Consider the following 25700-nt stretch of genomic DNA (forward strand, 5'->3'; position numbering starts at 1 on the left):
CTGACGTCGAAATGACAAAAGTGGAATTATAGGACTCATAAGCTCCCCGGCTTAGCTCGGAATGAAAAGAAAAACAAAAAGGGACATCTTTTCAGAGGTCCCTTCTCTATAAAACCAAAATACGATTAATGACGGAACATCAGTTCGCGATACTTCACTAAAGGCCAGTCTTCATCGTCAACCATCAATTCCAACTTATCTACGCTGGTACGGATCGTATCGAAATAGCTGAAGATCTGCTCACGGTACATGATGGCTTTCTCACGAACATCTTCTACCTGATTGGCTACTTTACGGGTCTTGATCATGTCGACTACGTTACGCTGGATGGTCGAAATATGGCGCGAAATACGCTTTATGCTTTCCAAAGTAGTTTCCATGTATTCATCTTCCAGGCCCAGGTCTTTCAGGCCACGGATATTCTGGATCAGTTTGTTCTGATAAGCAACTGCCGTTGGGATAACGTGATTCACAGCCAGGTCACCCATAATACGGGATTCGATCTGGATCTTTTTAATGTAATCTTCGAGCAAAATTTCGTGGCGGGCTGCTAACTCAACTTCTGTAAAAATGCCATTTCTTGAGAATAACTCTTTAACATCAGCTCTATGGAAAACATCCAGCGCCAGCGGTGTAGACTTAACATTAGATAACCCACGACGTTCCGCTTCTTCTTCCCACTCTTTAGAGTAGCCGTTTCCTTCAAAACGAATAGCTTTGGAAGCTACTACATATTCGCGCAATACCTGGATGATGGCCAGTTCCTTTTTCATGCCTTTCACCTCGATCAGTTCATCCACAACCTTGCGGAATTCGATCAACTGGTCGGCAACTATAGTATTCAGCACCGTCATGGATGAGGAGCTGTTGGCAGATGAACCTACTGCACGGAACTCAAATTTATTACCTGTAAAAGCAAATGGTGACGTACGGTTACGGTCGGTGTTGTCGCGAAGTACTTCCGGGATACGGTCGATGCCCAGTTTCAGGTACATGTTATCGCCTTTCTCCATCGGCACTTTTGAAGTACGCTCCAGTTCATCCAACACTGCAGATAATTGCTGCCCCACAAATACAGACATGATGGCCGGCGGAGCTTCGTTTGCACCTAAACGGTGGTCGTTGCTGGCAGATGCAATGCTGGCGCGAAGCAGATCAGCGTGCTTATGAACCGCCATTACCGTGTTAATGAAGAAAGTAAGGAACTGCAGGTTCTCTTTTGGCTTTTTACCCGGGCTCAGCAGGTTTATACCTGTGTTTGTGCTTAATGCCCAGTTATTGTGCTTACCGCTACCGTTTACTCCTTTATAAGGTTTCTCATGAAGTAATACCTTAAAGTGATGACGTTCTGCCACGCGCGCCATAATATCCATTAAAAGCTGGTTATGGTCTACAGCAAGGTTGGCATCTTCGTAGGTCGGAGCACATTCGAACTGGTTTGGAGCTACTTCGTTGTGACGTGTTCTAACCGGAATCCCCAGGCGCAAGGCAGACTTTTCGAAATCTACCATAAAGGCGTGCACACGGCTTGGAATAGAACCAAAATAATGGTCTTCGAGCTGCTGCCCTTTTGCAGGCGAGTGTCCGAACAATGTGCGGCCGGTCATCACCATATCCGGGCGGGCCTCATACAAAGCCCGGTCTACCAGAAAGTATTCCTGCTCAATCCCTAACGTGGTATTTACTTTGGTAACATCTTTATCAAAATACTGGCAAACCGGCAAAGCCGCATTACTCAATAAATTAAGAGACTTTAATAAAGGTGTTTTATAGTCAAGGGCCTCACCTGTGTAAGACACAAAGATCGTGGGAATACAAAGCGTTTTGGCACCGGCATTTTCGATCAGGAAAGCTGGCGAAGAAGGATCCCATGCACTATAGCCACGCGCTTCGAATGTATTACGAATACCACCACTCGGAAACGAAGAGGCATCTGGCTCCTGCTGTACCAGTGCACTTCCTCTAAAGCTTTCAATAGCTTCACCTTCAGAGGTCAGGTCAAAGAATGAATCGTGCTTTTCGGCAGTGGCACCATTTAGTGGTTGAAACCAATGCGTATAGTGTGTGGCACCTTTGCTCATAGCCCACGTTCTCATGGCTGCAGCAACAGCATCGGCCAGGTTGCGGTCTACTTTTTCGCCGGAATCTATCGTTCGCTTTAGCTTCTTAAAGAATTCAGAAGACAATGTGGCGCGCATAGCCTGCAGGTTAAATACATTTTCGCCAAAGTAGTCTGAAGCAACTTGTGAAGGAAGATTTACTTCACAAGGTTTGCGCTGGCTTACAAGCTCTAGCGCTTTGAAACGAAGTATTGCCATGAGTTCTGGATTGAGATGTTTATTTGTAACTGCAAAGTTAGAGGTAAAATAAAAAAGTCAACTATTAGGGGTGTGTTTTTTTAGGGGTGTTTTGAAAATTAATTACCATTTTAAACTTCACCCCCTAATTTGTAACAGGGCAGATAAGGAAAAAGTCATCGTTATTACTGAACACCCTTCATAACTAATACCTATAGTTGCTTTATGGTGGGAATTTACTTCTGCCAAACTATGTTTATTCAGGTTGGTAAGTGATTATCTTTGCACCCGTGAAAAAAGCCTTATACTTTCAGCCACTCTATTTCCTGTTCTGGGTACTCTTTTTTATAGTTGCCAGGGCCGCCTTCCTGCTTTATCATCTCGATAATTCTTCGGAGTTAACTATAGCTGAACTGGCAGGTACGTTTTGGTATGGCTCCAGGCTTGATTTTTCGTTTGCGTCTTACCTGAGCGCGCTACCTTTTATAGTTGCTTTTGTTGGTGTTGTCTGGAAACGTTTTCCTGCTGCTGCTATTATTCGATGGTACACATTTGTATTGCTGGGCATTACTTCGGTGTTGCTTGCTGCAGACCTGGAACTATACAAGCACTGGGGCTTCCGGATGGATTCTACGCCTTTACAGTATATTAATACGCCTACTGAGATGGCTGCATCGGCCGGCTCTGCCCCTGTTATATTACTGAGTTTTGTAGCCTTGGCCCTTACCGGTATTTTTGTGCTGCTCTATAAGTTATTCTTCGATCTTCGAAACTATAGATCAGTCCGATTTTCGTGGGTGACGACAATACTTTCCTTTATATTTATTGCCTTGCTGATTTTACCCATGCGCGGTGGTGTGCAGCAAATACCGATCAATCAAAGCACCGCTTATTTTTCTGACCGCCCATATACGAACCATGCCAGCCTGAACATGCCCTGGAACATGTTGCATTCCATGCTAAAATATGGCGAGCACAGCTCAAATCCTTACCTATACTTACCCGCCGACTCCGCAGCACATAAAGTACAGCAACTATACGCTGCTGTTTCAGATTCTTCGGAGCAATTGGTAAAACCGGGCAAGCCTAATGTGTTGTTCATCATTTTAGAAAGCTATACTGCAAAAATGGTAGAGCACCTGGGCGGTGAGAAAGGTGTAACACCAAACCTGGACAGGCTGGCAAAAGAAGGCATCACATTTACAAACTTTTATGCCAGCGGCGACCGCAGCCAGAAAGGTATGGTTTCTATCTTAAGTGGTTACCCTGTTCAGCCGGCTACCTCTATCGTTAAAGTGCCGAAAAAATCAGAAAAGCTGCCGCAACTAAGCCATACGTTTGAGCAGCAAGGCTATAAAACCAGTTTTTATTATGGTGGCGAGCTGGAGTTCGCTAACCTGAAATCTTATTTTTTAAATGGTGGCTATGATAAACTGATTGACAAGTATGCTTTCCCGGATGAGAGCTATAACAGCAAATGGGGCGCTCACGACCATGTTTTATTCGAGCGTGTGCTAAAAGATCTGAAATCAGAAAAAGAACCATTTTTCAGCACAGTTTACACCTTAAGCAGCCACGAGCCTTTCGAGATTCCGATCAAACCAAAGTTCCCGGTAACAGACGAGATTAGTAAGTTCAGGAATAGTGTATACTATACCGACTGGGCACTGGGCAACTTTATAGAGGCAGCCAAAAAAGAACCCTGGTGGCACAATACGCTGGTGGTTTTAGTAGCAGACCACGGCCATCCGTACCCGAATAACGACCCGAACCATGTACCGAGCAAATTCCATATACCGTTTATACTGACAGGCGGTGCTCTTACAACACACGGTTTAACTATAGATATGCTTGGCTCGCAGACTGATATTGCAGCAACTATACTTTCGCAGCTTCAATTGCCGCACAACGATTACGTTTGGAGCCGTAATTTATTAGCCCCAACTTCAAATCCATTTGCCTTTTATGTATTCCAGGATGGCTTCGGGTATCTGACGCCAGCCGGTACAGTGACCTTTGATAATACTTCTAAAAAAGTCATAACCAAAGACGAAGGAGTCTTAGAAGACCAACTGGAAATGGGTAAAGCCTATCTGCAATATTCGTTCGATGATTTTCTGAAAAAATAAAAGTGAAGGTTATATTAGATGGCTAAATGGCTGTATTTCAGTATTCAACAATCCCTCATTTAACAATACATCCATTAACCATTTAGCCTTATTTTTTATACCTTTGCGGTTGATTATGAAAAAGGTAGCTTTTTATACATTAGGTTGTAAACTCAACTATTCGGAGACCAGCACGATCGGGCGTATTTTCCAGGAGCGCGGTTTTGAGAAGGTGGAGTTTACCGATACGCCTGATATTTATGTGATAAATACCTGTTCTGTTACCGATAACGCGGATAAAAAGTGCAGGAAAATAGTGAAGGAAGCGCAAAAGCATTCGCCTAACGCTTTCATAACTATATTGGGGTGCTATGCCCAGCTTAAACCAAAAGAGATTGCTGAAATTCCGGGTGTGGATGCCGTGTTGGGTGCTGCCGAGAAATTTCAGTTAGTTGATATACTGGAAGGCTTTACAAAAAAAGATAAGGCCGAAGTCTACGCAAGCCCGATCTCGGAAGCCAATACATTCCATAACTCCTACTCTTTCGGCGACCGTACCCGCACGTTCCTGAAAGTGCAGGATGGCTGCGATTATTCCTGCTCATTCTGTACTATACCGCTGGCACGTGGCAACAGCCGCTCTGATACTATAGAAAACGTAGTTCGATCTGCCAATGAGATTGCCGAATCAGGGGTAAAAGAAATTGTGCTGACAGGCGTAAACACCGGCGATTTTGGTTTGCAGGATGGCACGCGCGTAGAATCATTCTTCGACCTGGTTAAGGAGCTGGATAAGGTGGAGAATATCGAACGGTTCCGTATTTCTTCTATAGAGCCTAACCTGCTGAAAGATGAGATCATTGAATTTGTAGCGCAAAGCAACCGCTTTATGCCGCATTTTCATATTCCGTTGCAATCGGGCTCAAATAAGATTCTGAAACTGATGCGCCGCCGATACCAGCGCGAACTATACGCTGACCGCGTTAGTAAAATAAAAGCCTTAATGCCGCATTGCTGCATTGGCGTGGATGTTATAGTTGGCTTCCCGGGCGAGACAGAAGAAGATTTTATAGAGACGTACAATTTTATAAACGGACTGGATGTAAGTTACCTGCACGTATTCCCATACTCAGAACGGGAAAATACACTGGCACCTGAAATGCCGGGTAAGGTAACTATAAAAGAACGCAACCGCCGCGCCGATATGCTGCGCATTCTGTCAGAGAAAAAGAAACGCTACTTTTACGAGCAGAATATAGGCCGTGAGTTTACGGTGCTTTTTGAAGATGATGTGAAAGATGGCGTAATGGAAGGCTGGACAGAAAACTATGTACGTGTAGCTGCCAAGTATGACCCAATCCTTGTTAACGAAATGAAGCACGTGCGCCTGACGGAAATAAATGCGGCAGGGTTAATGGAAGCAGAAGAAACTTATACTGAAGTTTTAAAACATTAACTATATTTACCAACTAACAACCTTTTTAACTTAATTAACCAACCTGTGAAATTAACAAAGCTTGCCCTTGGCGTAACCATGGCCTCTCTTTCGCTGGCTGCCTGTAAGCAGGAGCCTGTAAAAACTGACGGCTCTACTACAACTACAACTTCTGATTCTACTGTAACAGCCGCTATCGGAGATGTGGTTTATGTAAATGCTGATACCTTATTAGCAAACTATGATCTGTTTAAGGATGTTAGAACCCGCCTGCAGGGCAAAGCGCAGAAAGCTGAGTCAGACCTGAAAGGTAAAGCATCGGCATTCGAGAAAGAAGTTGGTCAGTACCAGCAGCGTGCAGCAGGCATGTCTCAAGAGCAGCGTGCTGTAACGGAGCAGCGCCTGGCCCGCAAACAGCAGGAACTTGCTAACCTGAACCAGTCTGAGAGCAACCGACTGATGAGCGAGGAATCAGAGGAGCAAAAGAAGATCTACGACAAAGTAGAGACGTTCCTGAAGGACTATAGCAAAGAAAAAGGCTATAAAATGGTTCTTTCTTATTCCCGTGGCAACAGCGCCATTCTTTACAGCGACGAATCACTGGACATTACACAAGATGTTTTGAAAGGGCTGAACGAAGCATACGCTAAAGAGAAAACTGCTCCGAAAGAAGAAGCTAAACCTGAAGCAAAAAAGAAATAAGCTTCAGCAAACTATAGAAAAGAAAGGCGGGTAATTCCCGCCTTTTTTATTTGCTAAAACTTGGTGAGACTGGAGTTAAGAGTTTAGGGATTCATGCTTCTTAAATGTAGTGACAAAAGCACAAAAGCTCTTTCGGACTTCCGAGTCCGAAAGCACTCTGCCGGGGACATCCTTGTCCCCGTTACACGCATAAAGCGGACAAGGATCTCCGCAGCAGGCAAAGTTTCAGACACAAATATCCGAAACAGCAATTTACGCTCATTTGCCTGACGACTATGCAGAAAACACAAAAAAAATGGGAAACTATAGTTAAGTCAAAACCTTTCGGTTACCAGGCCAACTATAGTTTTATATAATAAAGAATGGCCACTGCGTTACTTCAGTGGCCATTCTTTTTATAGTTTGAACTATAGTTACTCGTAGCGAAGCGCCTCAATAGGGTCTAGTTTAGAGGCACGGTAAGCTGGATAGGAACCTGATATAACACCAACCACTACACAAATTGTAAGGCCAACCATAACCCAGAGCCACGGAACTATAAACCCGCCATCCCCGATAAGCGCTGCAATGCCATTCCCCATCAGTATACCCAGCATCACGCCTACAAAACCGCCCAGCAAACAGATAACGACAGCTTCGATAAGGAACTGCTGACGGATCTGGAAGGCTGTAGCACCCAATGCTTTTCGAACACCAATCTCACGGGTACGTTCGTTCACAGAAACCATCATAATGTTCATTAAACCCACAGATGCACCCAGCAGCGTAATAAAGCCGATCACGAAACCACCGATCTTCAGGTAACCCGATATCTCGTTCAGACTTTCCAGCAGGGAGTCGCTGCGCTCAATCTCAAAAGACTCTTCCCGGCCTAAGGCATCCTGGCGTACGTTACGCATTATACCGGTAGCCTCACCCATCACATAGTCTAATTCCTCAGGCTTCGAAATGATAGTTTTGATATCGTAGTTCAGCACGGCGTTACCGGCGCGAGGTATTTGTCTGCCAGTTTCCAGCGGAATGATAATAGAACGGTCACCGGCATTGCCGCCCATGCTACTGCCTTTTGATTCAAGCATTCCCACTATTTTAAATCTGCGACCCAAAAAAGATACATACTCCCCGATGGGGTTTGATTTAGGGAAAAGGTTCTTTTTGATCTCGCTTCCAATAATGGCTACGTTGGTGCCAAACTCTAATTCATAGTTAGAAAAGCCTCTGCCCTGCTCCAGGTTAAGGCTTTTGCTTTGCAGGTAATGCTCATCACCGGCAATAATGTTAATGTTGGGGTTAGTTTTATCTTTCTCGCTTTTAACTACTGTTGCCCCGGATATATAAGCCGATAAGCTTACATTCGCTTTATCGCCCAAAAGTTCTTTATATTGGGTAGCCTGCTCGTAAGTAATCGCCGGATAAACTTTTTGAGCGCGGCCCTGCTGGTTGCCACGGTTGTTATTGCCTTTACGTTCTATATCAAAGGCATTTGCGCCCAGGCTGGAGAATGTCTGATCGAGGGAGTGCTTAATGCCGTCTACCGCCGTAAGAATACCAACCAGCGACATTATACCTATCGAGATGATGAGACCGGTAAGTACGGTTCTGAGCAGGTTACTCCGGATAGCACGAAGGCTCTCCCGTATGTTCTCGATGAAGTTCATAGTATATTTTGTGCGCTTTTGGAGCTTTTATCGTTTATAATGACAACAGGCTGGCAACTAAGTTAGCTTCTTTTCTTTAATTAAGATTTGAAATTTATACTTTTAGTAAGATTTTAACGGCAAACCCGATGATTTTAAGGACTATCACGCTTATCTTCTGTGCTTTTCTGCTGCATGTAACGGCATTTGCCAGTACTGTGCTCATTCCCATGGATGAGTCGCAGAAAGATCACCTGAAATCGTATGGTGCTGCGTATTGGGTGCTATCTAAAAATGTATCTGTAGACTGGCTGCTGAATTTTAAGGGAGGCAGTTTCGCTTTTACCCATGCCCCGCAACTCGAGAACGAGCTTATAGTCAGAGGCATCTCCTACCAGGTTATTTCTGATGCCCAGTACACTTCCATACTGAACCAGATTGCTGATCCGGAAGCTAACATGGATATTATGAAGCTCGAAAAAGTGCCGAAAATAGCGGTTTATTCTCCAAAATCGAAAATGCCCTGGGATGATGCCGTAACGCTGGTACTTACTTATGCCGAAATACCTTACGATATCGTTTACGACGATGAAATATTAGGCGGAGAACTTCCTAAATACGATTGGATACACCTGCACCACGAAGATTTTACCGGGCAATATGGGAAATTCTATGCCAGCTTCCGGCATTACCCCTGGTACCAGGAACAGCAACGCGAGTCAGAGGAATCTGCGGCTAAGCACGGCTTTAAAAAGGTGTCGCAGATGAAACTGGCTGTTGTAAATAAGATAAAGGAATTCTGTGCCGGCGGTGGTTTCCTGTTTGCCATGTGTTCAGCTACCGATACCTATGATATTTCGTTGGCAGCTGAAGGCATAGATTTTATAGAAGCCATGTACGACGGTGATGGTTCTGACCCGAACGCACAACAAAAGCTCGATTTCAGTAAGACGTTTGCCTTCCGCGATTTCAAACTGGTGCGTAACCCAATGGAGTACGAATACTCTAACATTGATGTGCAGCCGCAGGAAAGACCGGTTACAGAAGAAAACGACTTTTTCCAGCTATTTACCTTTTCAGCTAAATGGGACCCCATCCCTACAATGCTGACACAGAACCACGCTAAAACTATAAAAGGCTTTATGGGCCAGACGACGGCTTTCCGCAAAGGCCTGATTAAACCGGAAGTAGTGATTATGGGTGAGAATAAAGAACTGGGCGAGATACGATACATGCACGGCACTTACGCCAAAGGCACCTGGACTTTTTATGGGGGCCACGACCCGGAAGATTACCAGCATTTAGTAGGCGAAGACCCGACAGACCTGGCACTGCACCCTAACTCACCGGGTTACAGGCTCATTCTTAACAACATCCTCTTCCCGGCTGCCAAGAAAAAGAAGCAGAAAACGTGATGTTAATGAGTAATGAATAATGATGAATCAATAATTAGTCACTATTCATTACTCATTCCTCATTAAACCTAGTGCATTCTGTCCGGGCGGGGTTCCAGGTTTTTGATGATGTCGGCCTCAATCACCAGGAGTTCGTTCAGTCTTGCATCTACCTCGTCGGCAGGCATGTATTCCTTAGCCAGCTTCACGAAACTAACATAGTGCCCGGCTTCTGAAACCATCAGTTCATAATAGAACTTCTGCAGTTCTTCATCTGCAATATTTTTCCAGAGTAGTTTAAATCGTTCGCAGCTACGGGCTTCTATAAGTGCATTTACCAGCAGGTGGTCCATCAATTGGCGCTCGCGTTTGTTGCCTTTCCGGATATGCTTAGCCAGCTCAACAACATACTCGTCAGGCCTGTTTCTGCCTAAGCTGAAGCCCCTTTTTTTCAGCTGCTCCAGCACACGTTCAAAGTGACTCCATTCTTCTGCTACCAGGTCCGTCATTTCTTCTACAAGGCGGGTTTTATCAGGGTACTTCACTATAAGTGAGATGGCAGATGTTGCGGCTTTCTGCTCACAGTACGCGTGGTCTACCAATATATCCTCAATGTTCTTTTCAGCAATATTAACCCAGCGCGGGTCTGTAGGCAGGTGCAGCCGAAGTATAGTTTTAGTAGGTTGATGTGTTGTAGACATAAAAAAAGGCAACAGTTTATTAATTAAGCAATTCAACCATACTTTTAATCAAAGAACATCCACTTAAGGCCAAATGTCAGGCTGCGGCGCAGACCTGGATAGCCAGGAGTTTCATAGTAGCCCGGCTCCCACAAGTCATAGTTGGCATGAGCCATTTTTACAAAAACATTCACCGTTTTAATATCTGCCGTCAGGAAAACGTCGAAAACCGGGTAAGTTTTGGTCGTAAAATCGTTCTGCAGATAAAACTGCTGTGTTACCGGCATATAAGCATCAGCTTTGTAACCAGTTGGCAAAAACATTTCTACCCCAATCTGGGTAAAAAGCGCATTTTTGAAGATATATCCCTGGAAATACAGTTTTGAATTAACCAGCCACTCCGGTACCCGGATCGCTGGCGCCTCATCGGTATTGGTATAATTGATGAAGTTTTCGAAGTGGATACTGCCCAGGCGAAGATGATTCGCGAACTGCACCTCCAGTAACTGCTGGTTTCCGGTAAGCTGCGCTGGTTCTGCGTCTGTGTTATAAACTACAAGCCTGTTGATAGTGGTGTAAGCGCCACTCAGTTTCAGAAACAACCGGGTTCCGAATTGCTGGCGCAGGCTGGCCCGGCTCTGGTCCGTTATTGTTGTTTTAAAATCACGGTTATTCCAGGTAAAATGGTTGCTGATAAGATACTGTTCCATCAAGGAAGGGGATTGCCGCACACGGCTTTGTACAAACTCCAGACCTTTAAAGCGTGCTCCGGCCTGCAACCTATAGTTATCTACAAGCTGATACTCTCCCTCGCCGAACAGCAGATATTTATCCTGGTAATTAAACCGCAGCTTACCACCAATAAAAACCTGGTTCTCAACCAAGTCATCCGTAACTATAGCGCCTATGGCATTTGTATCCGGTTTTATAGTTTGAATGGCGCTATAGTCTACTTTGCTATTCCGCTGCTTTATGTAGGCCTTATAGTACGAAATACTGGTGTTACCCGACAAACCAAATTCATTTTCAAACTCACGGTAGTTGGTCTTATCCAGGGTGCGGGCCGAACTATAGATTGCCTCCGGATAAAAATCCAGTGCACCTTCTGCATTTTTCGGCAGCGCATCGTCGCGGTAGGTAGTATTTTGTTTGCGCCAGTCAAAACGGTGATATGCTTTCAGGTTCTCGCCAACAATCTTAAGCATGTGCAGCAGGTGATAATTATGGCGTATTTCATCCGTAACGGCCTGCTCTAAAAATACTAAATCATCCTCGTACCTGAAAAGGCTGTCCGGCGTATCGTCTGCATCGGCTGGTTTCACACCACCTGTTTCTATCTGCTCGTGGTTCAGGTGTGTATAGTTCGAGAACAGGTTGTAATTATTGTTTTTGGAGCGGTAATGTGTAAACGCTTTTACAGCCTGGTTGTCAATTAAACCATCGTCGCGCAGGCTTGTAGTTCCAAACTGCTTGTCTGCCGCAATTATCTGGTAAGCCACTCCAAAATTGAAACGCTCCGTAATGTTTCGGGCATAGATAACTTCAAATACCTGTTCGCCACGCTGGCCCTGCACATAATATAAATGAGAATAAGGAGACCTGGTATCGAAGTAATTTATTTTGTTAGAGTCGTAGGCATAACGGTCGAATGCATTTTTACCAAACCTGGCCCCTATGCGCGTTGGTAATTTATATAGCAAAGGCTGCGATGCAGTACCAATGTTACCCAGGTGCTGATAATAAGCAGTATCCTGAAACCAGTAGCGTTGGTTTTGTATGTTCTGTATAGTTGTATCGATGCGTTGCTCGCGGTATATCCCTTCCAGAACATCGTTCTCATAAAGGCGCAGCGTGGTTTTAGGGCCATACAATGCTTTGGTCGTATCATCGAGTATACTTCCCGGCTTTTTAACCCTGGCCGTATCCTGCACAGACCTGTTAGGCTGTTGTTGCTGGGTTCTTTGCGGATTCTGTTGCGCGGGATTCGTCGGAGTAGTACGCTGCCCCGGCTTCTGGCGAGGCCTTATCTGGGCAAACGAGTCCGTTGCACTGAGCAGCGCCAGCAAAAACAGGAGTATTGTAAAGCTTTTAATTCTCACAGTTCAAAATTAGTGTTTTTATCACAACAAACAGCGAAATAGTTACCTGCCGGTGTAGCTCTTCACATGCTGCAGTATCAGTTCGTTAAAGTTATCGCCACCACACTGAAAGTAAACTTCTACAGGTATATAAAACAGCGGTAACTGCAGGCTATAGTTCTGTAACGATGCATCCATCAGTTTTACTGCATCCTTACGAGTTGTAAGCACGATCGTATCTTTAGGATGCTTCTTTAACTCTTCCTTCAAATACACCATATCTGATGATCTATAACTATAGTGGTCCGGAAAGGATGCGTGGTGCAAAAGCTTAAAGTGGTGTTCTTTTAAATATTGCTTCAACGGCTCGGCATTGGCAATACCAGTCAGCAAAACAATGTGTTTGCTCAGTTGCCCGGTGTTCCCTATTGGTACTGGTTGCCCGTACCGGAATCCGGTAAAAAAAACGGGTGTTCCTTTGCGCGTATAGGTCTGTACCCGGGAAGTTATACTGTTCATTTCGGAAGTCTGTATAGTTGCAGGGCATTTGCTAACTATAACAGCATCGGCCCGGCGTGCTCCATATTTCGGTTCGCGCAGCAAGCCTGCGGGCAGCATGTGGTCCTTGTAAAAAAGGCGGTTATAGTCTGTTACAAGCAGGTTCAAGGATGGCTGAATGGCACGGTGCTGCATGGCATCATCCAGCACTATAACTTCCGGTCTGGGTTTCAGCTGTAAAAGCTGCTCCACTCCTTCCACTCTTTTTTCACTGACAGCTACCTGCACCTCCTTAAAATCTGCATGATACAGGAAAGGCTCGTCTCCTATAGTTGCGGCAGTGGCTTTTTCATCCGCCAGCACAAAACCTTTGGTATTCCGTTTATAGCCACGGCTTAAGGTGGCAACTCTATAGTTGTGCAACAACCGAAGCAGGTACTCTACATGAGGCGTTTTGCCTGTTCCGCCTACTGTTAAGTTGCCAACTGCAATTACCGGCAAATTAAACTTACGCGAAGCAAACCAGCCTTTCGTGTAGGCCGTATTCCGGAGCGATGTAACACCTCCGTATAGTGCAGCAAAAGGCCAGAGCAACAGTTTCAGTTTATCCATGTATGTTTGTATCAGAAGCAAATTTAAAATTAATTTTAACGACCTGACCACGGCTGTATAAATTATAAACGATAAACAATGCCACAGATAAAAGATATAGTTCGCCTGCTAGAACAATACGCCCCGCTCGCATACCAGGAAAGTTACGATAACGCCGGCCTGCAAACCGGTAACCTGAACGACGAAGTAACAGGTGTATTACTTACGTTGGACTGCACAGAAGCTGTTATTGAAGAGGCTGTTAAGAAAGGTTGCAATATGGTCGTCGCTCATCACCCGGTTATTTTTAAAGGCATTAAGTCACTCACAGGTAAAAGTTATGTGGAGCGAACTATAATTAAGGCCATCCGGAATAACGTCGCTATTTACGCCTCGCACACCAACCTGGACAGCGTGCACAATGGCGTTAATGCCAAAATTGCCGAAAAACTTGAACTCAAAAACATAAAAGTCCTTTCCAAGAAGCCCCATACATTAATGCAACTGGCTTTTTTTGTGCCTGTTGCTGATACCGAAAAAGTATTGAAAGCCGTGCATGAAGCCGGTGCCGGGCAAATTGGGGAATACAACGATTGTAGTTTCCAGGTGCAGGGAACAGGCCGCTTTACCCCATCCGAGAACGCAGACCCGACGATAGGCGAAAAGGGTAAACCGGAACAGGTACAGGAAAACCGTATCGAAATGGTTTTTCCGGCTTTCAAGCAGCACAAAATTATGGATGCCTTGCTACAGGTACACCCCTACGAAGAGGTAGCCCATTACCTGACGCTGCTTGAAAACCCGAACCAGGAAGTAGGGATTGGTATGCTAGGCGAACTTGAAAATGAATTAACGGAAGAAGCTTTTCTTGACTATTTAAAAGTTAAGATGAACCTGCAGGGGCTGCGTTTTACAACTATTGGAAATAAACCGGTTAAAAAAGTAGCCGTTTGCGGAGGGGCCGGAAGTTTCCTGATTAAAGATGCAATACGCTCAGGTGCTGATGTTTTGGTAACCGGCGACGTGAAATATCACGAGTTTTTTGATGCGGATGGTAGGCTGATGATAGCCGATATAGGCCATTATGAAAGCGAAGTATATACAAAGGAGATTTTTTATGATACTATATCGAAAAACTTTCCTAATTTTGCAGTCTATTTATCAGAAATAAACACAAACCCTATCAGATACACCTATTAATACATGGAAAGTACGGTAGCCAGCAAATTGGAAGCATTACTAAAGCTTCAGAGCATCGATTCGCAGCTTGATGAAATTAGACGCGTAAGGGGCGATTTACCCGAAGAGGTTCAGGACCTTGAAGATGAAATTGAAGGCTATGAGGTTCGTGTTCGCAAGTTTGATGACGAAGTTGCAGCCCTAAACGATTCTATCGCGCAGCGCAAACAGTCTATAAAAGACGCAGAGTCACTTATCCGTAAGTATGAAGACCAGCAGCAGAACGTTCGTAACAACCGCGAGTACGATGCTATCACGAAAGAGATAGAACTGCAGAAACTGGAAATTCAGGTTGCTGAAAAGAAAATCAGAGAAGCCCACTACCAGATCGAGCAGAAAATTGCGGAGATAGAAGGTACAAAAGGCAGGCTGGAAGAGCGTCGCAAGGACCTTGACAACAAGAGGCACGAACTGGACCAGATCGTATCTGAGAGCGAAGAAGAAGAAAAAGGGTTAGAGCATGAGAGAGAGACAGCATCTCATAACATAGAAGAGCGCCTGCTTTCTGCTTATAACCGAATCCGCAAAAATGTGCGTAATGGCCTTGCAGTAGTACAGGTGAAGCGTGATGCCTGTGGTGGTTGCTTCAACACGGTTCCTCCGCAGCGCCAGGCCGACATTGCAGCTCAGAAAAAAGTTATCGTTTGCGAGCACTGCGGCCGTATTCTGGCTGGTGTAGAGCAGCGAGTATTCTAATTCAGAATCTTTGCGCATTATTCGCATACATAGTATAGTAAAAAGGATGGCTCAACCCCATCCTTTTTTTTTGTTCCTGCTGGCTAACCTTTGCCTGCAACTGTCCTCCTATGCCAATTCGCACCTTAATACCGAGCTAACCAGAGCCTATTCCGAATCATTGAAATTAAAGCTGGCCAACAGCAAAGCTATAGTTCAGAAAGAGCTTAAGAAAAATGATAAGAATGCGGTTTCGCTGCTGCTTGCCAACTATAACGATTTCCTGGAGATCTGTACAGAGCAGAACCAAAGGGAACTTGATAAGTTGATTGATGCGCAGGAAGTGCGGTTGGATAAACTGGATGACTTAAAAGAAAAGTCAGTTTGGGTGGATTATGCGAAGGCGGAGATAAGAGCACAACTGGCCACGAGCAAACTGTTGTTTGGTAACCGCGTAGCTGCCGCCTGGGATTTCAGGAAAGCGTACCTGCAGTTTCAATCTAACGCAAAAAAGTATCCAGATTTTATGCCTAACCGCAAAACGCTGGGTGTCATGCAGGTGCTCCTTGGTTCTGTGCCTGATGAGTACAAATGGTTTCTGAACATAATTGGGCTGGGCGGCAATACGGCTGCAGGACTTGCTAACCTACAGCAGGCGACACAGGAGCCAAATCTTTTTCAGGACGAAGCCAAACTATTGCACGCTTTGCTCCTGCAATTACTTGATGAAGACAACGCCAGGTCCACGTTACCGCAGATTACAGCATTAACCAAAGAGCAGCCCGATAATCTGCTTTATAATTTTATGGCAGTGCTGCTGCATAAAAAAGCAAAGAAAGCAGAGTTAGCGCTACAGTTCTACCAAACTCGTCCAACGGGTGGCAACTATAGTTCCTTCCCTTACATGCATCATATGGCTGCCGATCTTTATTTGTTCCGGGGAGACTTTGATACATCCATCAAAGAGAACCGATACTTTCTGGAGCAAAACCAGGGCAAACATTACCTGAAAGCGGCTAACTTTAAGCTGTACCTGGCTTACTGGCTAAGCAACCATAAACCGCAGGCTAAGTGGCATTACAAGCAGGTCAGGCAGATGGGCACAACTATAACCGAAGAAGATAAATATGCGGAGAATTTTGTTAGCCGAAATGAAAAACCAAACAGGCTTTTGCTGCTGGCACGTTTACATTCCGACGGTGGCTATTTTGACCAGGCCCTGACAGAAGTGAACAAACTGGAAATAACTAAAGAAACACCTTTACCTGTTCGTGCTGAATACTACTACCGTAAGGCCCGTATTTACCATGGCCGGCAGCAAATAGCAGCGGCCATTAAAAACTACGACATAACTATAGCTACGTGTGCAAATGAGCCTTTGTACTTCTCAGCTCATGCTGCGCTACAACTGGGTTATATTTACCAGCAACAACAGAAATACGATTTAGCCAGAAAATATTACCTGCAGGCGCAAAACTATAGCAACCACGCCTACAAAAACAGCATACAGGCAAAAGCTAAACTGGCGCTCTCCACCCTCCCATAGTTACACCTATGCCATCGCTAGAAATAAACTATAAAAAACTACCTGTAACTCCTGAAGAATTCCGGCTGAAGGCGCTTGCCTGGGCTGATACTTTTGCATTGGTTGCTTATTATCACGACCACAATATTTCGTATCCGCACGATGGTTTCAGGCACATGCTGGCTGTGTCAGGCGGGGCAACTAAAGCTTTTGATTCTGTAAACCCGTTTGAGAGTCTGAGGCAGGAACTTCAGAAGCAGGACATGCTATGTGGCTATTTAGGCTATGATCTGAAAAACAACATAGAAAAACTGGACAGCAAAAATTCCGATGGCTTAGGCTTCCCAACTATGCTTTTCTTTCATCCTGAAATCATTTTATACTTTAATGAAGTAAGTATAACTATAGAGTGCTCAGATGCTTATATTCAGAATATACTGGAAACTATACTGGAAACTCCGGCAGCCAGGGCAGCAAAACCGAAAGGCGTAAACATACAGCAACGTGTCTCGAAGGAGGCGTATATAGCACAGGTTGAAAAGGTAAGGCAGCACATTCTGGAAGGCAATGTGTATGAGTTAAATTACTGTATGGAGTTTTTTGCAGAAAACACATCTATAGATCCTTTGCCCTTGTACCTTGCCTTGTCCGAAACTTCTCCTACTCCATTTTCCGGTTACCTGAAGTTCAATGAGAACTACCTTCTTTGTGCATCGCCAGAACGCTTCCTGAAAAAGACAGGTGCAACTATAGTTTCGCAGCCCATAAAAGGAACTATAAAACGCGGCACAACTCCGGAAGAAGACGCACAGCTCCGTAACCAGTTACGCCACGACGAAAAGGAACTGGCTGAAAACATGATGATCGTAGACCTGGTGCGCAACGACCTGAGCCGGTCTTGTGCCACTGGCACCGTTAAAGTAGAGGAAATGTTTGGTACCTATGCATTCAAACAGGTATGGCAGATGATCTCGACTATTACCGGAACTATAAAACCCGGAAAAAACCTGTTGGATGTGTTGCTGGGCGCTTTCCCGATGGGCAGTATGACCGGTGCGCCGAAGATCAGTGCCATGCAGCTCATTGAAGAACTGGAAGCAACCAAACGTGGGCTTTACTCAGGTGCTTTTGGGTACATTACTCCCGACCAGGATTGTGATTTTAATGTCGTGATCCGTAGTATACAGTATAATGCTGCGCAAAAATACCTTTCCTTTATGGTTGGCAGCGCTATCACCTACGACTCGGACCCGGAAAGCGAATACGAAGAATGCTTACTGAAAGCGCAGGCGATGATGAATGTTTTAATGAGTAATGCATAACTACCAATCCTATTATCTTAAATCAGGCTACAGAAATACTTATTAATCATTAATCATTATTAATTAATCATTCTCCCTGCCATTCTGTCACGGTTTTAAAACGGAATGTAGTATATTTGTAGCTCAAAGAGTTTTTTAGCATGAATCCAATCCTTGATCTTGATTTTATAGATAATCGTACGCCGGAACAAGCCACTGCGGCAGCATCCTGCGATACACAGGTTTCGAAAGAGACAAATACCGGGCGTTCCCGCAAACTATACATCGAAAGTTATGGTTGCGCCATGAATTTCTCGGATAGCGAGATCGTGTCGTCGATCATGTTCGACCAGGGTTTTGATACCACTGCTGATATTGCCCAGGCTGACCTTGTGTTCCTGAATACCTGCTCTATCCGTGAGAAAGCTGAGCAGACCGTTCGTAACCGCTTAGGCCAGATAAACCACTATAAGAAAAAGAAGCCGGGAATGATGGTTGGCATATTGGGCTGTATGGCCGAACGCCTGAAAAAATCATTACTGGAAGAAGAAAAGATAGTAGACCTGGTAGTTGGCCCGGATGCTTACCGCGACCTGCCTAACCTGATTAGTGAGGTTGATGGCGGTCAGAAGGCAGTTAACGTATTGCTTTCGAGAGAAGAAACCTATGCCGACATCAACCCTATCCGCCTGAACAGTAACGGTGTGAGTGCTTTTATTTCGATCATGCGTGGTTGCGATAACATGTGCTCTTTTTGTGTAGTGCCTTTCACCCGTGGCCGTGAACGCTCCCGCGATGCACATTCTATAGTTCGGGAAGCGGAAGCGTTGGTGGCACAAGGCTATAAAGAAGTAACGCTGCTTGGGCAGAATGTGGACTCTTACAAATGGGCTTCGGAAGATGGCTCAGAATCAGTGAACTTTGCACAGCTGCTGGAAATGGTCGCTTTACTTTCTCCTGACCTGCGCGTTCGCTTCTCCACTTCACACCCGAAAGATATTACCGATGAAGTACTTTATACTATAAAGAAGTATGACAACATCTGTAAATACATACACCTGCCGGCACAAAGCGGTAACTCGCGTGTGCTGGAGCTGATGAACCGTACTTATGACCGCGACTGGTATATAAACCGTGTGGATGCGATCAGAGCTATTCTTGGCGATGATTGTGGTATTTCTTCTGATATGATCGCTGGTTTCTGTACAGAGGCAGAAGAAGAACACCAGGATACCCTGAGCCTGATGGATTATGTGCAGTACGATTATTCCTACATGTTCTTCTACTCCGAGCGACCAGGCACGCTGGCGGCCCGTAAACTGGAAGATGATATTCCGCTGGAAGTAAAAAAACGTCGCCTGGATGAGATCATTAACAAGCAGCGCGAAACTTCTCTGGCGCGAAACAAACGCGACATTGGTAAGATGCACAAGGTTTTAGTAGAAGGAACTTCTAAGAAATCAGAAGACCAATTGAGCGGCCGAAACGACCAGAATAAAGTAGTGATCTTTGATAAGAAGCACTATAAAAAAGGCGACTACGTGAATGTGCTGGTACATGATTGCAGCGTAGGAACCCTGTTCGGTGAAGCGGTAGATTAATTTGAAGATTAGAAAATCCGGTAGTTTGAAGATGACCTGACCCGGTCAGACCTTCAAAACCATTTTCAAATCTGCTTATACCAAATCTTCAAATTTAACAACATGCGCACCATCGATATTCAAAGTATAAAACAGCGGTTCGGGATAATTGGTAACTCGCCACAGCTAAACTATGCCATACAGGTAGCAGCGCAGGTAGCTCCTACCGAGATGACAGTGCTGATTACGGGTGAAAGTGGTAGTGGTAAAGAATCTTTCTCCAAGATCATCCACCACCTTAGTCCGCGCAAACATGGCCAGTTTATAGCTATCAACTGTGGTGCTATTCCCGAAGGAACTATAGATTCTGAGCTTTTTGGCCACGAGAAAGGTTCTTTTACAGGAGCACACGATACCCGCAAAGGTTATTTTGAAGTAACTGATGGCGGTACTATTTTCCTGGATGAAATAGGTGAAATGCCACTTGGTACGCAGGCCCGTTTGCTGCGTGTGCTCGAAAATGGCGAATTTATAAAAGTAGGTTCTTCTAAAGTACAGAAAACGGATGTGCGTGTGGTAGCCGCTACCAACGTAAACCTGCTGAATGCTGTTGAGAAAGGCCGTTTCAGAGAAGACCTGTACTATAGATTAAATACGGTACCGATTACAGTGCCCCCTTTGCGCGAACGTGGCGATGATGTGTACCTGCTGTTCCGTAAATTTGCCAGCGATTTCGCTGAAAAATACCGCGTCAAGCCTATTACGCTCACATCAGAGGCAGTTAAATTATTACTTGATTTCAGGTTTCCGGGCAACATTCGGCAGCTCAAAAATATAGTAGAGCAGATATCGGTGCTGGAATATGAGCGTGAGATTGACTCAGAAACCATGAAGCGTTATCTGCCACGTGAACAGGCAAGCCACGTACCGGCCTTACTGAATGCTGAAAAAGCTGCTGAACAGCCTTTTTCGGAACGAGACATATTATATAAAGTGTTATTTGATATGCGCCGCGACGTGTCGGAGCTTAAAAAGCTGGTTTTTGAGATGCTGACTCAGCAGCCTGTCGAAACCGACTTATTAAAAGAGCACGGACATTTGTTTGAGAACATTGGCCAGTTTGAAAGCCGCACCTATCCTACACAGGAACAGTCGGATGCTTTTTACCTTCCCATGAAACAGGCGCAGCCACATGAATACGACGATCAAAAAATAGAAGACATCCAGCACGAAAATGCTGAAGAAAGTCTATCTTTAGAAGATAAGGAAAAGGAGTTGATTGTGAAGGCGCTGAAGAAGCACAACAACAAGCGCAAATATGCCGCTCAGGACCTTGGTATATCTGAGCGAACGCTGTACAGAAAACTGAAACAGTATGAAATTGAAGAATAACTTAACCAGACTTTTTACCTTGCCCCTGCTGCTGCTACTAACTATAGTTAGCGGCTGTGGTGTATATTCCTTTACCGGCACCACTATATCGCCGGATATTAAAACCATCTCGATACAGAATTTTGAGAACCCGACCGGTGAAGGCCCGGCAAACTTAACGCAGCTGGTTACCAATAATTTTAAAGACTATTACCGCCGCAATACAAACCTCACTATTCTGCAACAGGAAGGCGACCTGCAACTGGAGGGTCAGATTGTGAGCTTTACTGTTACGCCGGCCGCTATTCAGCGTGATGGCGAGCTGGACCAGGCTGCTCTGAACAGACTGACACTAGGCATACAGGTTCGATTTACAAACAACATGAACCCGGACGAGAATTTTGACCAGCTTTTTTCTATCTCTCAGGATTTTGCCCAGGACCGTGACCTGACGCAATTATCGCCTGCTGAGATCGAATCATTAACAGAGCGTCTGGTAACGGATGTGTTTAACAAAACAGTTGCAAACTGGTAAGTATTAGCCCTTTAAGCACAAATCACCTAATGAATAAATCAGCTTTTCTTGAACTGATACAGAAAGCTTCGAGCATTACAGACCAGCAAACAGCGGAACTGGAAAAGGTATCTAATGCCTTCCCTTACTGCCAGACTGCTCACCTGCTCCTTGCCAAATCTGCTTACGACAAGGGAAGCATGCTCTCCACGCAGCGCCTGCGCCGGGCGGCATCTTACGCCACCGACCGCCAGTTACTGAAGCGTGTCATTTATACCTCGCCCGTTCAAACCCCTGAATTCGACGAACCAGTTACTGCAGAGCAGGAGCCTATGCCGCAGGAAACTGAAACTGCAACTATAGCGCAACCAGAATCTATAGTTGAGGAAAGTGTAGCGCCAACTATAGATCAGGCGCAGGTTTCAGAAATTGAACCAAAAGCTGTTGCGATATCGGAAACTATAGCTACCGCTTCCACTGAAGCTGAAGATCAAACTACAGATACAGAAAAGAGTGCTATAGTTGCTGAAACCGAGCCTTCTGAGGTTGAAATTATTACTGATGAAGAGCAGATAGAAAACCAGGCGGACGCCGTAGCAACTATCGCTACAGTAACTGTTTCTACCTCAGATTCGGAACTGGCAGACCTGCTAACTATAAGTAGCCTGAACACTTCTTTTACTGACTTGCTGGCACAAGACCCGGATCCTGAAATTACAGAGGAGCCTGTGGTAATTGAGGACCCGTTACTGCTGCATGAAACGGAGGCAGCACTGCAGGAAATTGAGCTGCAAGCTGACTTCCCGCCTCAGCAGGAAACTATAGTTGACGTTACACCTATAGTGTCTCCATTCGTTTTCAGCAACGAGGTATCGGAAGTAATAACAGCCAATAACCCTGAAGATGCGCAGGTAACCTATAACTATGATGAAATTGACCGCATGTACGCGGAAGATGCACTGGGTTACTGGATGGGGTCGAGCAGAATGGGCGAACAGCTGCTCCTTAAAAACGACTATACACGTCCTAAACCATATGCTTTCCATCCGGAGCTGATACTGGAGTATAATAAAACCCACGAACTGGAGAAAGCTATTCAGCCTGCTACCAACATACTAAGCGAGCAGCTGGATATTATTGATCAGTTCCTGAAACTGAATCCAAGGCTGAAAACGATGGCCAACATCAAGCTGAAAGAAGAGCCACAGGAAGATCTTTCGCTCCGTAATTCGAAGATGAAGAAAGGAATGGCCTCTGAAAACCTTGCTAATATCTTCTTAAAACAAGGTAAAGTTAAAAAGGCAATCAAAATATATGAGCAACTCATTTTGAAAAATCCGGAAAAAAAGAGTTACTTTGCTGAACAGATAGAAAAATTACAAAACTTAAACTAAGATGTACATCGCCCTTATCAGTATTATCATTTTCATTTGCGTGTTGCTAATTCTGGTTGTGCTAGCACAAAACCCTAAAGGAGGCGGGCTTTCCAGCCAGTTTGGAGGCAGCACCAGCCAGCTAATGGGTGTAAAACGTACTGGTGACCTGCTTGAGAAATTAACCTGGGGTTTTGCAATTGCCCTGGTAGTATTAACACTTGGTACACACATGATGGTTGGTAACTCCAACGAAGGTACAACAAGCAAAAGCATTAACGAAGAACGTGCACGTCAGTCACAGCTTCCGGGTGCTCCTGCTGCATTACCTGGTGCTACCACTGACACTACTGCTGCTATTCCTGATCCTGCTGATATACCAGCGATGGTAGACACTGCTAACAACGGACAATAGGTAACAATTACCAGAAAATATAAGTAAGCCAACCTTATGCAGGTTGGCTTTTTTTATTTGCTATTTCTGCCACCTCTTCGCTCCCGTTTACCAAAAAAGTTCCTTAGTCTGTCATAAAATGACAAAACTGTCAGGTCTGGCAGTAGTTAAGTCTGTAAAATTGGCTTAAACTATAGCTAAAAGCAGCTTGGCACAGGAAGTGATAAGAACTATACGGTTTCAAAGTTTAATTTCAACCATAAAACCTAATAACAATAACAAACTATGTCAATCAGCATTAAACCATTAGCAGACAGAGTGATCGTAGCTCCTGCTGCAGCAGAAGAAAAAACGAAGTCTGGTATCATCATTCCGGACACTGCTAAAGAAAAACCACAGCGTGGTGAGGTAGTAGCCGTTGGCGAAGGCAAGGTATCTGAGCAAGGTACACTAATGCAGCCGCAAGTTAAAGTAGGCGACCAGGTGTTGTATGGCAAATATGCCGGTACTGAGATCTCAATTGATGGCGGTGACTACCTGATCATGCGCGAGTCAGATATCCTGGCAGTACTTTAATCTTTTCAATAAGTAAAACTTAATCAGATCATATAAACTATGGCTAAGAACATCACATTTGATGCCGACGCACGTGGCAAAATTAAAGCCGGTGTAGACAAATTGGCGAATGCTGTAAAAGTTACCTTAGGTCCTAAAGGCCGTAACGTAATTATTGACAAAAAATTCGGTGCCCCTACTATCACTAAGGACGGTGTATCAGTTGCGAAAGAAATCGAGCTGAAAGACCCTATCGAGAACATGGGTGCACAATTAGTAAAAGAAGTAGCTTCTAAAACTGCTGACCAGGCGGGTGACGGTACAACTACTGCAACTGTATTGGCTCAGGCTATCTACACTGCTGGTATCAAGAACGTAGCAGCTGGTGCAAACCCAATGGACCTGAAGCGTGGTATCGACAAAGCAGTACATGCTGTAGTGGAGAACCTGCGCTCACAGTCCAAGAAAATCGAAAACTCTTCTGAAATTGCTCAGGTAGGTACTATCTCTGCCAACAACGATGCTGAGATCGGTAAAATGATCGCTGATGCAATGGATAAAGTTGGTAAAGACGGCGTTATCACTGTTGAGGAAGCAAAAGGTACTGAAACGGAAGTGAAAACTGTAGAAGGTATGCAGTTTGACCGCGGTTACCTGTCTCCATACTTTGTGACAAACGCAGAGAAAATGGAAGCTGACTTCGACAATCCTTTCATCCTGATCTACGACAAGAAAGTTTCTACTATGAAGGAGCTTCTGCCAGTATTAGAGCAGGTTGTTCAGACTGGTAAGGGCTTAGTTATAGTTGCTGAAGACGTAGACGGCGAAGCACTTGCTACATTGGTAGTAAACAAACTGCGTGGCTCGCTTAAGATTGCAGCTGTTAAAGCTCCTGGCTTCGGCGACAGAAGAAAAGCAATGCTGGAAGATATCGCTATCCTGACTGGCGGTACTGTAATTTCTGAAGAGCGTGGCTACAAGTTAGAGAACGCAACTTTGGATTACCTTGGTAAGGCTGAGAAAGTGATCATCGACAAAGACAACACAACTATAGTTAATGGTGGTGGTTCTAAAGATGATATCGTTGCCCGTATCAACCAGATCAAATCTCAGATGGAATCAACTACATCTGAATACGATAAAGAAAAACTTCAGGAGCGTTTAGCGAAGCTTTCTGGTGGAGTTGCTATCCTTTACATCGGTGCTTCTACTGAAGTGGAGATGAAAGAGAAGAAAGACCGCGTTGACGATGCATTGCACGCAACAAGAGCAGCTGTTGAAGAAGGTATCGTAGCTGGTGGTGGCGTTGCCCTGATCCGTGCTTTAGATGCTCTTAACAACATCGACGTTTACAATGCTGATGAGCAGACAGGTGTAAGCATCATTAAAACTGCACTGGAGGCTCCGCTAAGAACTATAGTTGCCAACGCTGGTGGCGAAGGTTCTGTAGTGGTACAAGCTATCCGCGAAGGCAAAGCTGACTTCGGTTACAATGCCCGTGATGACAGATACGAGAACATGTTCGCAGCTGGTATCATTGACCCAACCAAGGTTACACGCCTTGCTTTAGAGAATGCTTCTTCTATTGCTGGCCTGCTTCTTACTACGGAGTGTGTAGTATCAGAAGAGCCTGCTGAAGAAGGTGCTCCAATGGGCGGCGGCATGCCAGGTGGCATGGGCGGCATGGGCGGCATGATGTAATCACACATCCCATAGTAGACTATAAAAAATCCCCTGTGCCGCTTGGTACAGG

General features: G+C 44.9%; 20 protein-coding genes. 15 read left to right on the forward strand and 5 right to left on the reverse strand.

The window, feature by feature from the left end:
- Positions 1-125: 125 nt before the first annotated feature.
- On the reverse strand, positions 126-2318 hold the full coding sequence (locus GSQ66_RS04665) for a glutamine synthetase III family protein (protein ID WP_162426393.1): 2193 nt from the start codon (positions 2316-2318) through the stop codon (positions 126-128).
- A 269-nt stretch (positions 2319-2587) separates the two neighbouring features.
- On the opposite strand from GSQ66_RS04665, the gene GSQ66_RS04670 reads away from it, so the two are divergent.
- The 3 genes from GSQ66_RS04670 to GSQ66_RS04680 all read left to right on the forward strand — a co-directional run bounded on the left by GSQ66_RS04670 (position 2588) and on the right by GSQ66_RS04680 (position 6542).
- Positions 2588-4426 carry an LTA synthase family protein gene (locus GSQ66_RS04670; protein ID WP_162426394.1) on the forward strand — a complete coding sequence of 613 codons (1839 nt, stop codon included), beginning with the start codon at positions 2588-2590 and terminating at the stop codon, positions 4424-4426.
- Between the two features lie 115 nt (positions 4427-4541).
- A complete protein-coding gene (mtaB, locus tag GSQ66_RS04675) occupies positions 4542-5861 on the forward strand; it encodes a tRNA (N(6)-L-threonylcarbamoyladenosine(37)-C(2))-methylthiotransferase MtaB (RefSeq protein WP_162426395.1) in 1320 nt (439 codons plus the stop codon).
- A 45-nt stretch (positions 5862-5906) separates the two neighbouring features.
- The gene (locus GSQ66_RS04680; protein WP_238395814.1) at positions 5907-6542 is read left to right on the forward strand and encodes an OmpH family outer membrane protein; all 636 of its coding nucleotides are present in this window, start codon (positions 5907-5909) and stop codon (positions 6540-6542) included.
- A 413-nt stretch (positions 6543-6955) separates the two neighbouring features.
- Here the strand turns inward: GSQ66_RS04680 and GSQ66_RS04685 are convergent, their stop codons facing one another.
- On the reverse strand, positions 6956-8200 hold the full coding sequence (locus GSQ66_RS04685) for an ABC transporter permease (protein WP_162426396.1): 1245 nt from the start codon (positions 8198-8200) through the stop codon (positions 6956-6958).
- Between the two features lie 128 nt (positions 8201-8328).
- Here GSQ66_RS04685 and GSQ66_RS04690 point away from each other — a divergent pair, with 128 nt between their 5' ends.
- Positions 8329-9594 (forward strand): asparagine synthetase B, encoded by a 1266-nt coding sequence (locus tag GSQ66_RS04690; protein WP_162426397.1) that lies wholly within the window; start codon positions 8329-8331, stop codon positions 9592-9594.
- Between the two features lie 68 nt (positions 9595-9662).
- On the opposite strand, the gene miaE is transcribed toward GSQ66_RS04690, so the two are convergent.
- Genes miaE through lpxK form a run of 3 tightly spaced genes read right to left on the reverse strand, consistent with a single transcriptional unit; the run spans position 9663 to position 13441 of the window.
- Positions 9663-10274: a tRNA-(ms[2]io[6]A)-hydroxylase gene (miaE, locus tag GSQ66_RS04695; RefSeq protein WP_162426398.1), complete on the reverse strand. Its 612-nt coding sequence runs from the start codon at positions 10272-10274 to the stop codon at positions 9663-9665.
- 44 nt (positions 10275-10318) lie between these two features.
- The gene (locus GSQ66_RS04700) at positions 10319-12352 is read right to left on the reverse strand and encodes a putative porin (RefSeq protein WP_162426399.1); all 2034 of its coding nucleotides are present in this window, start codon (positions 12350-12352) and stop codon (positions 10319-10321) included.
- A gap of 42 nt (positions 12353-12394) precedes the next feature.
- A complete protein-coding gene (gene lpxK, locus GSQ66_RS04705; protein ID WP_162426400.1) occupies positions 12395-13441 on the reverse strand; it encodes a tetraacyldisaccharide 4'-kinase in 1047 nt (348 codons plus the stop codon).
- Positions 13442-13519: 78 nt separating this feature from the next.
- On the opposite strand from lpxK, the gene GSQ66_RS04710 reads away from it, so the two are divergent.
- The 11 genes from GSQ66_RS04710 (at position 13520) to groL (ending at position 25648) form a co-directional block, all read left to right on the forward strand.
- A complete protein-coding gene (locus tag GSQ66_RS04710) occupies positions 13520-14620 on the forward strand; it encodes a Nif3-like dinuclear metal center hexameric protein (RefSeq protein WP_162426401.1) in 1101 nt (366 codons plus the stop codon).
- A gap of 3 nt (positions 14621-14623) precedes the next feature.
- On the forward strand, positions 14624-15355 hold the full coding sequence (locus GSQ66_RS04715) for a zinc ribbon domain-containing protein (protein ID WP_162426402.1): 732 nt from the start codon (positions 14624-14626) through the stop codon (positions 15353-15355).
- 46 nt (positions 15356-15401) lie between these two features.
- A complete protein-coding gene (locus GSQ66_RS04720; protein ID WP_162426403.1) occupies positions 15402-16880 on the forward strand; it encodes a tetratricopeptide repeat protein in 1479 nt (492 codons plus the stop codon).
- Between the two features lie 8 nt (positions 16881-16888).
- A complete protein-coding gene (locus tag GSQ66_RS04725; protein ID WP_202923404.1) occupies positions 16889-18181 on the forward strand; it encodes an anthranilate synthase component I family protein in 1293 nt (430 codons plus the stop codon).
- A 140-nt stretch (positions 18182-18321) separates the two neighbouring features.
- The gene (gene miaB, locus GSQ66_RS04730; RefSeq protein WP_162426404.1) at positions 18322-19761 is read left to right on the forward strand and encodes a tRNA (N6-isopentenyl adenosine(37)-C2)-methylthiotransferase MiaB; all 1440 of its coding nucleotides are present in this window, start codon (positions 18322-18324) and stop codon (positions 19759-19761) included.
- A gap of 102 nt (positions 19762-19863) precedes the next feature.
- Positions 19864-21132, forward strand: a complete 1269-nt coding sequence (locus GSQ66_RS04735; RefSeq protein WP_162426405.1) for a sigma-54 interaction domain-containing protein — start codon at positions 19864-19866, stop codon at positions 21130-21132.
- Complete coding sequence (locus tag GSQ66_RS04740; RefSeq protein ID WP_162426406.1) at positions 21116-21646, forward strand: LptE family protein; 531 nt, start codon at positions 21116-21118, stop codon at positions 21644-21646. Before GSQ66_RS04735 ends, GSQ66_RS04740 begins: the two co-directional genes overlap by 17 nt.
- Before the next feature lie 29 nt (positions 21647-21675).
- On the forward strand, positions 21676-23019 hold the full coding sequence (locus GSQ66_RS04745; RefSeq protein ID WP_162426407.1) for a tetratricopeptide repeat protein: 1344 nt from the start codon (positions 21676-21678) through the stop codon (positions 23017-23019).
- Position 23020: 1 nt separating this feature from the next.
- Positions 23021-23413 (forward strand): preprotein translocase subunit SecG, encoded by a 393-nt coding sequence (gene secG / locus GSQ66_RS04750; RefSeq protein WP_162426408.1) that lies wholly within the window; start codon positions 23021-23023, stop codon positions 23411-23413.
- 264 nt (positions 23414-23677) lie between these two features.
- Positions 23678-23968 (forward strand): co-chaperone GroES, encoded by a 291-nt coding sequence (gene groES / locus GSQ66_RS04755; RefSeq protein WP_199111582.1) that lies wholly within the window; start codon positions 23678-23680, stop codon positions 23966-23968.
- A 39-nt stretch (positions 23969-24007) separates the two neighbouring features.
- Positions 24008-25648: a chaperonin GroEL gene (groL, locus tag GSQ66_RS04760; RefSeq protein WP_162426409.1), complete on the forward strand. Its 1641-nt coding sequence runs from the start codon at positions 24008-24010 to the stop codon at positions 25646-25648.
- Positions 25649-25700: the final 52 nt, after the last annotated feature.

Origin of the sequence: Pontibacter pudoricolor (assembly GCF_010092985.1) — a bacterium.
In the GTDB taxonomy this organism is placed as follows: Bacteria; Bacteroidota; Bacteroidia; order Cytophagales; family Hymenobacteraceae; genus Pontibacter; species Pontibacter pudoricolor.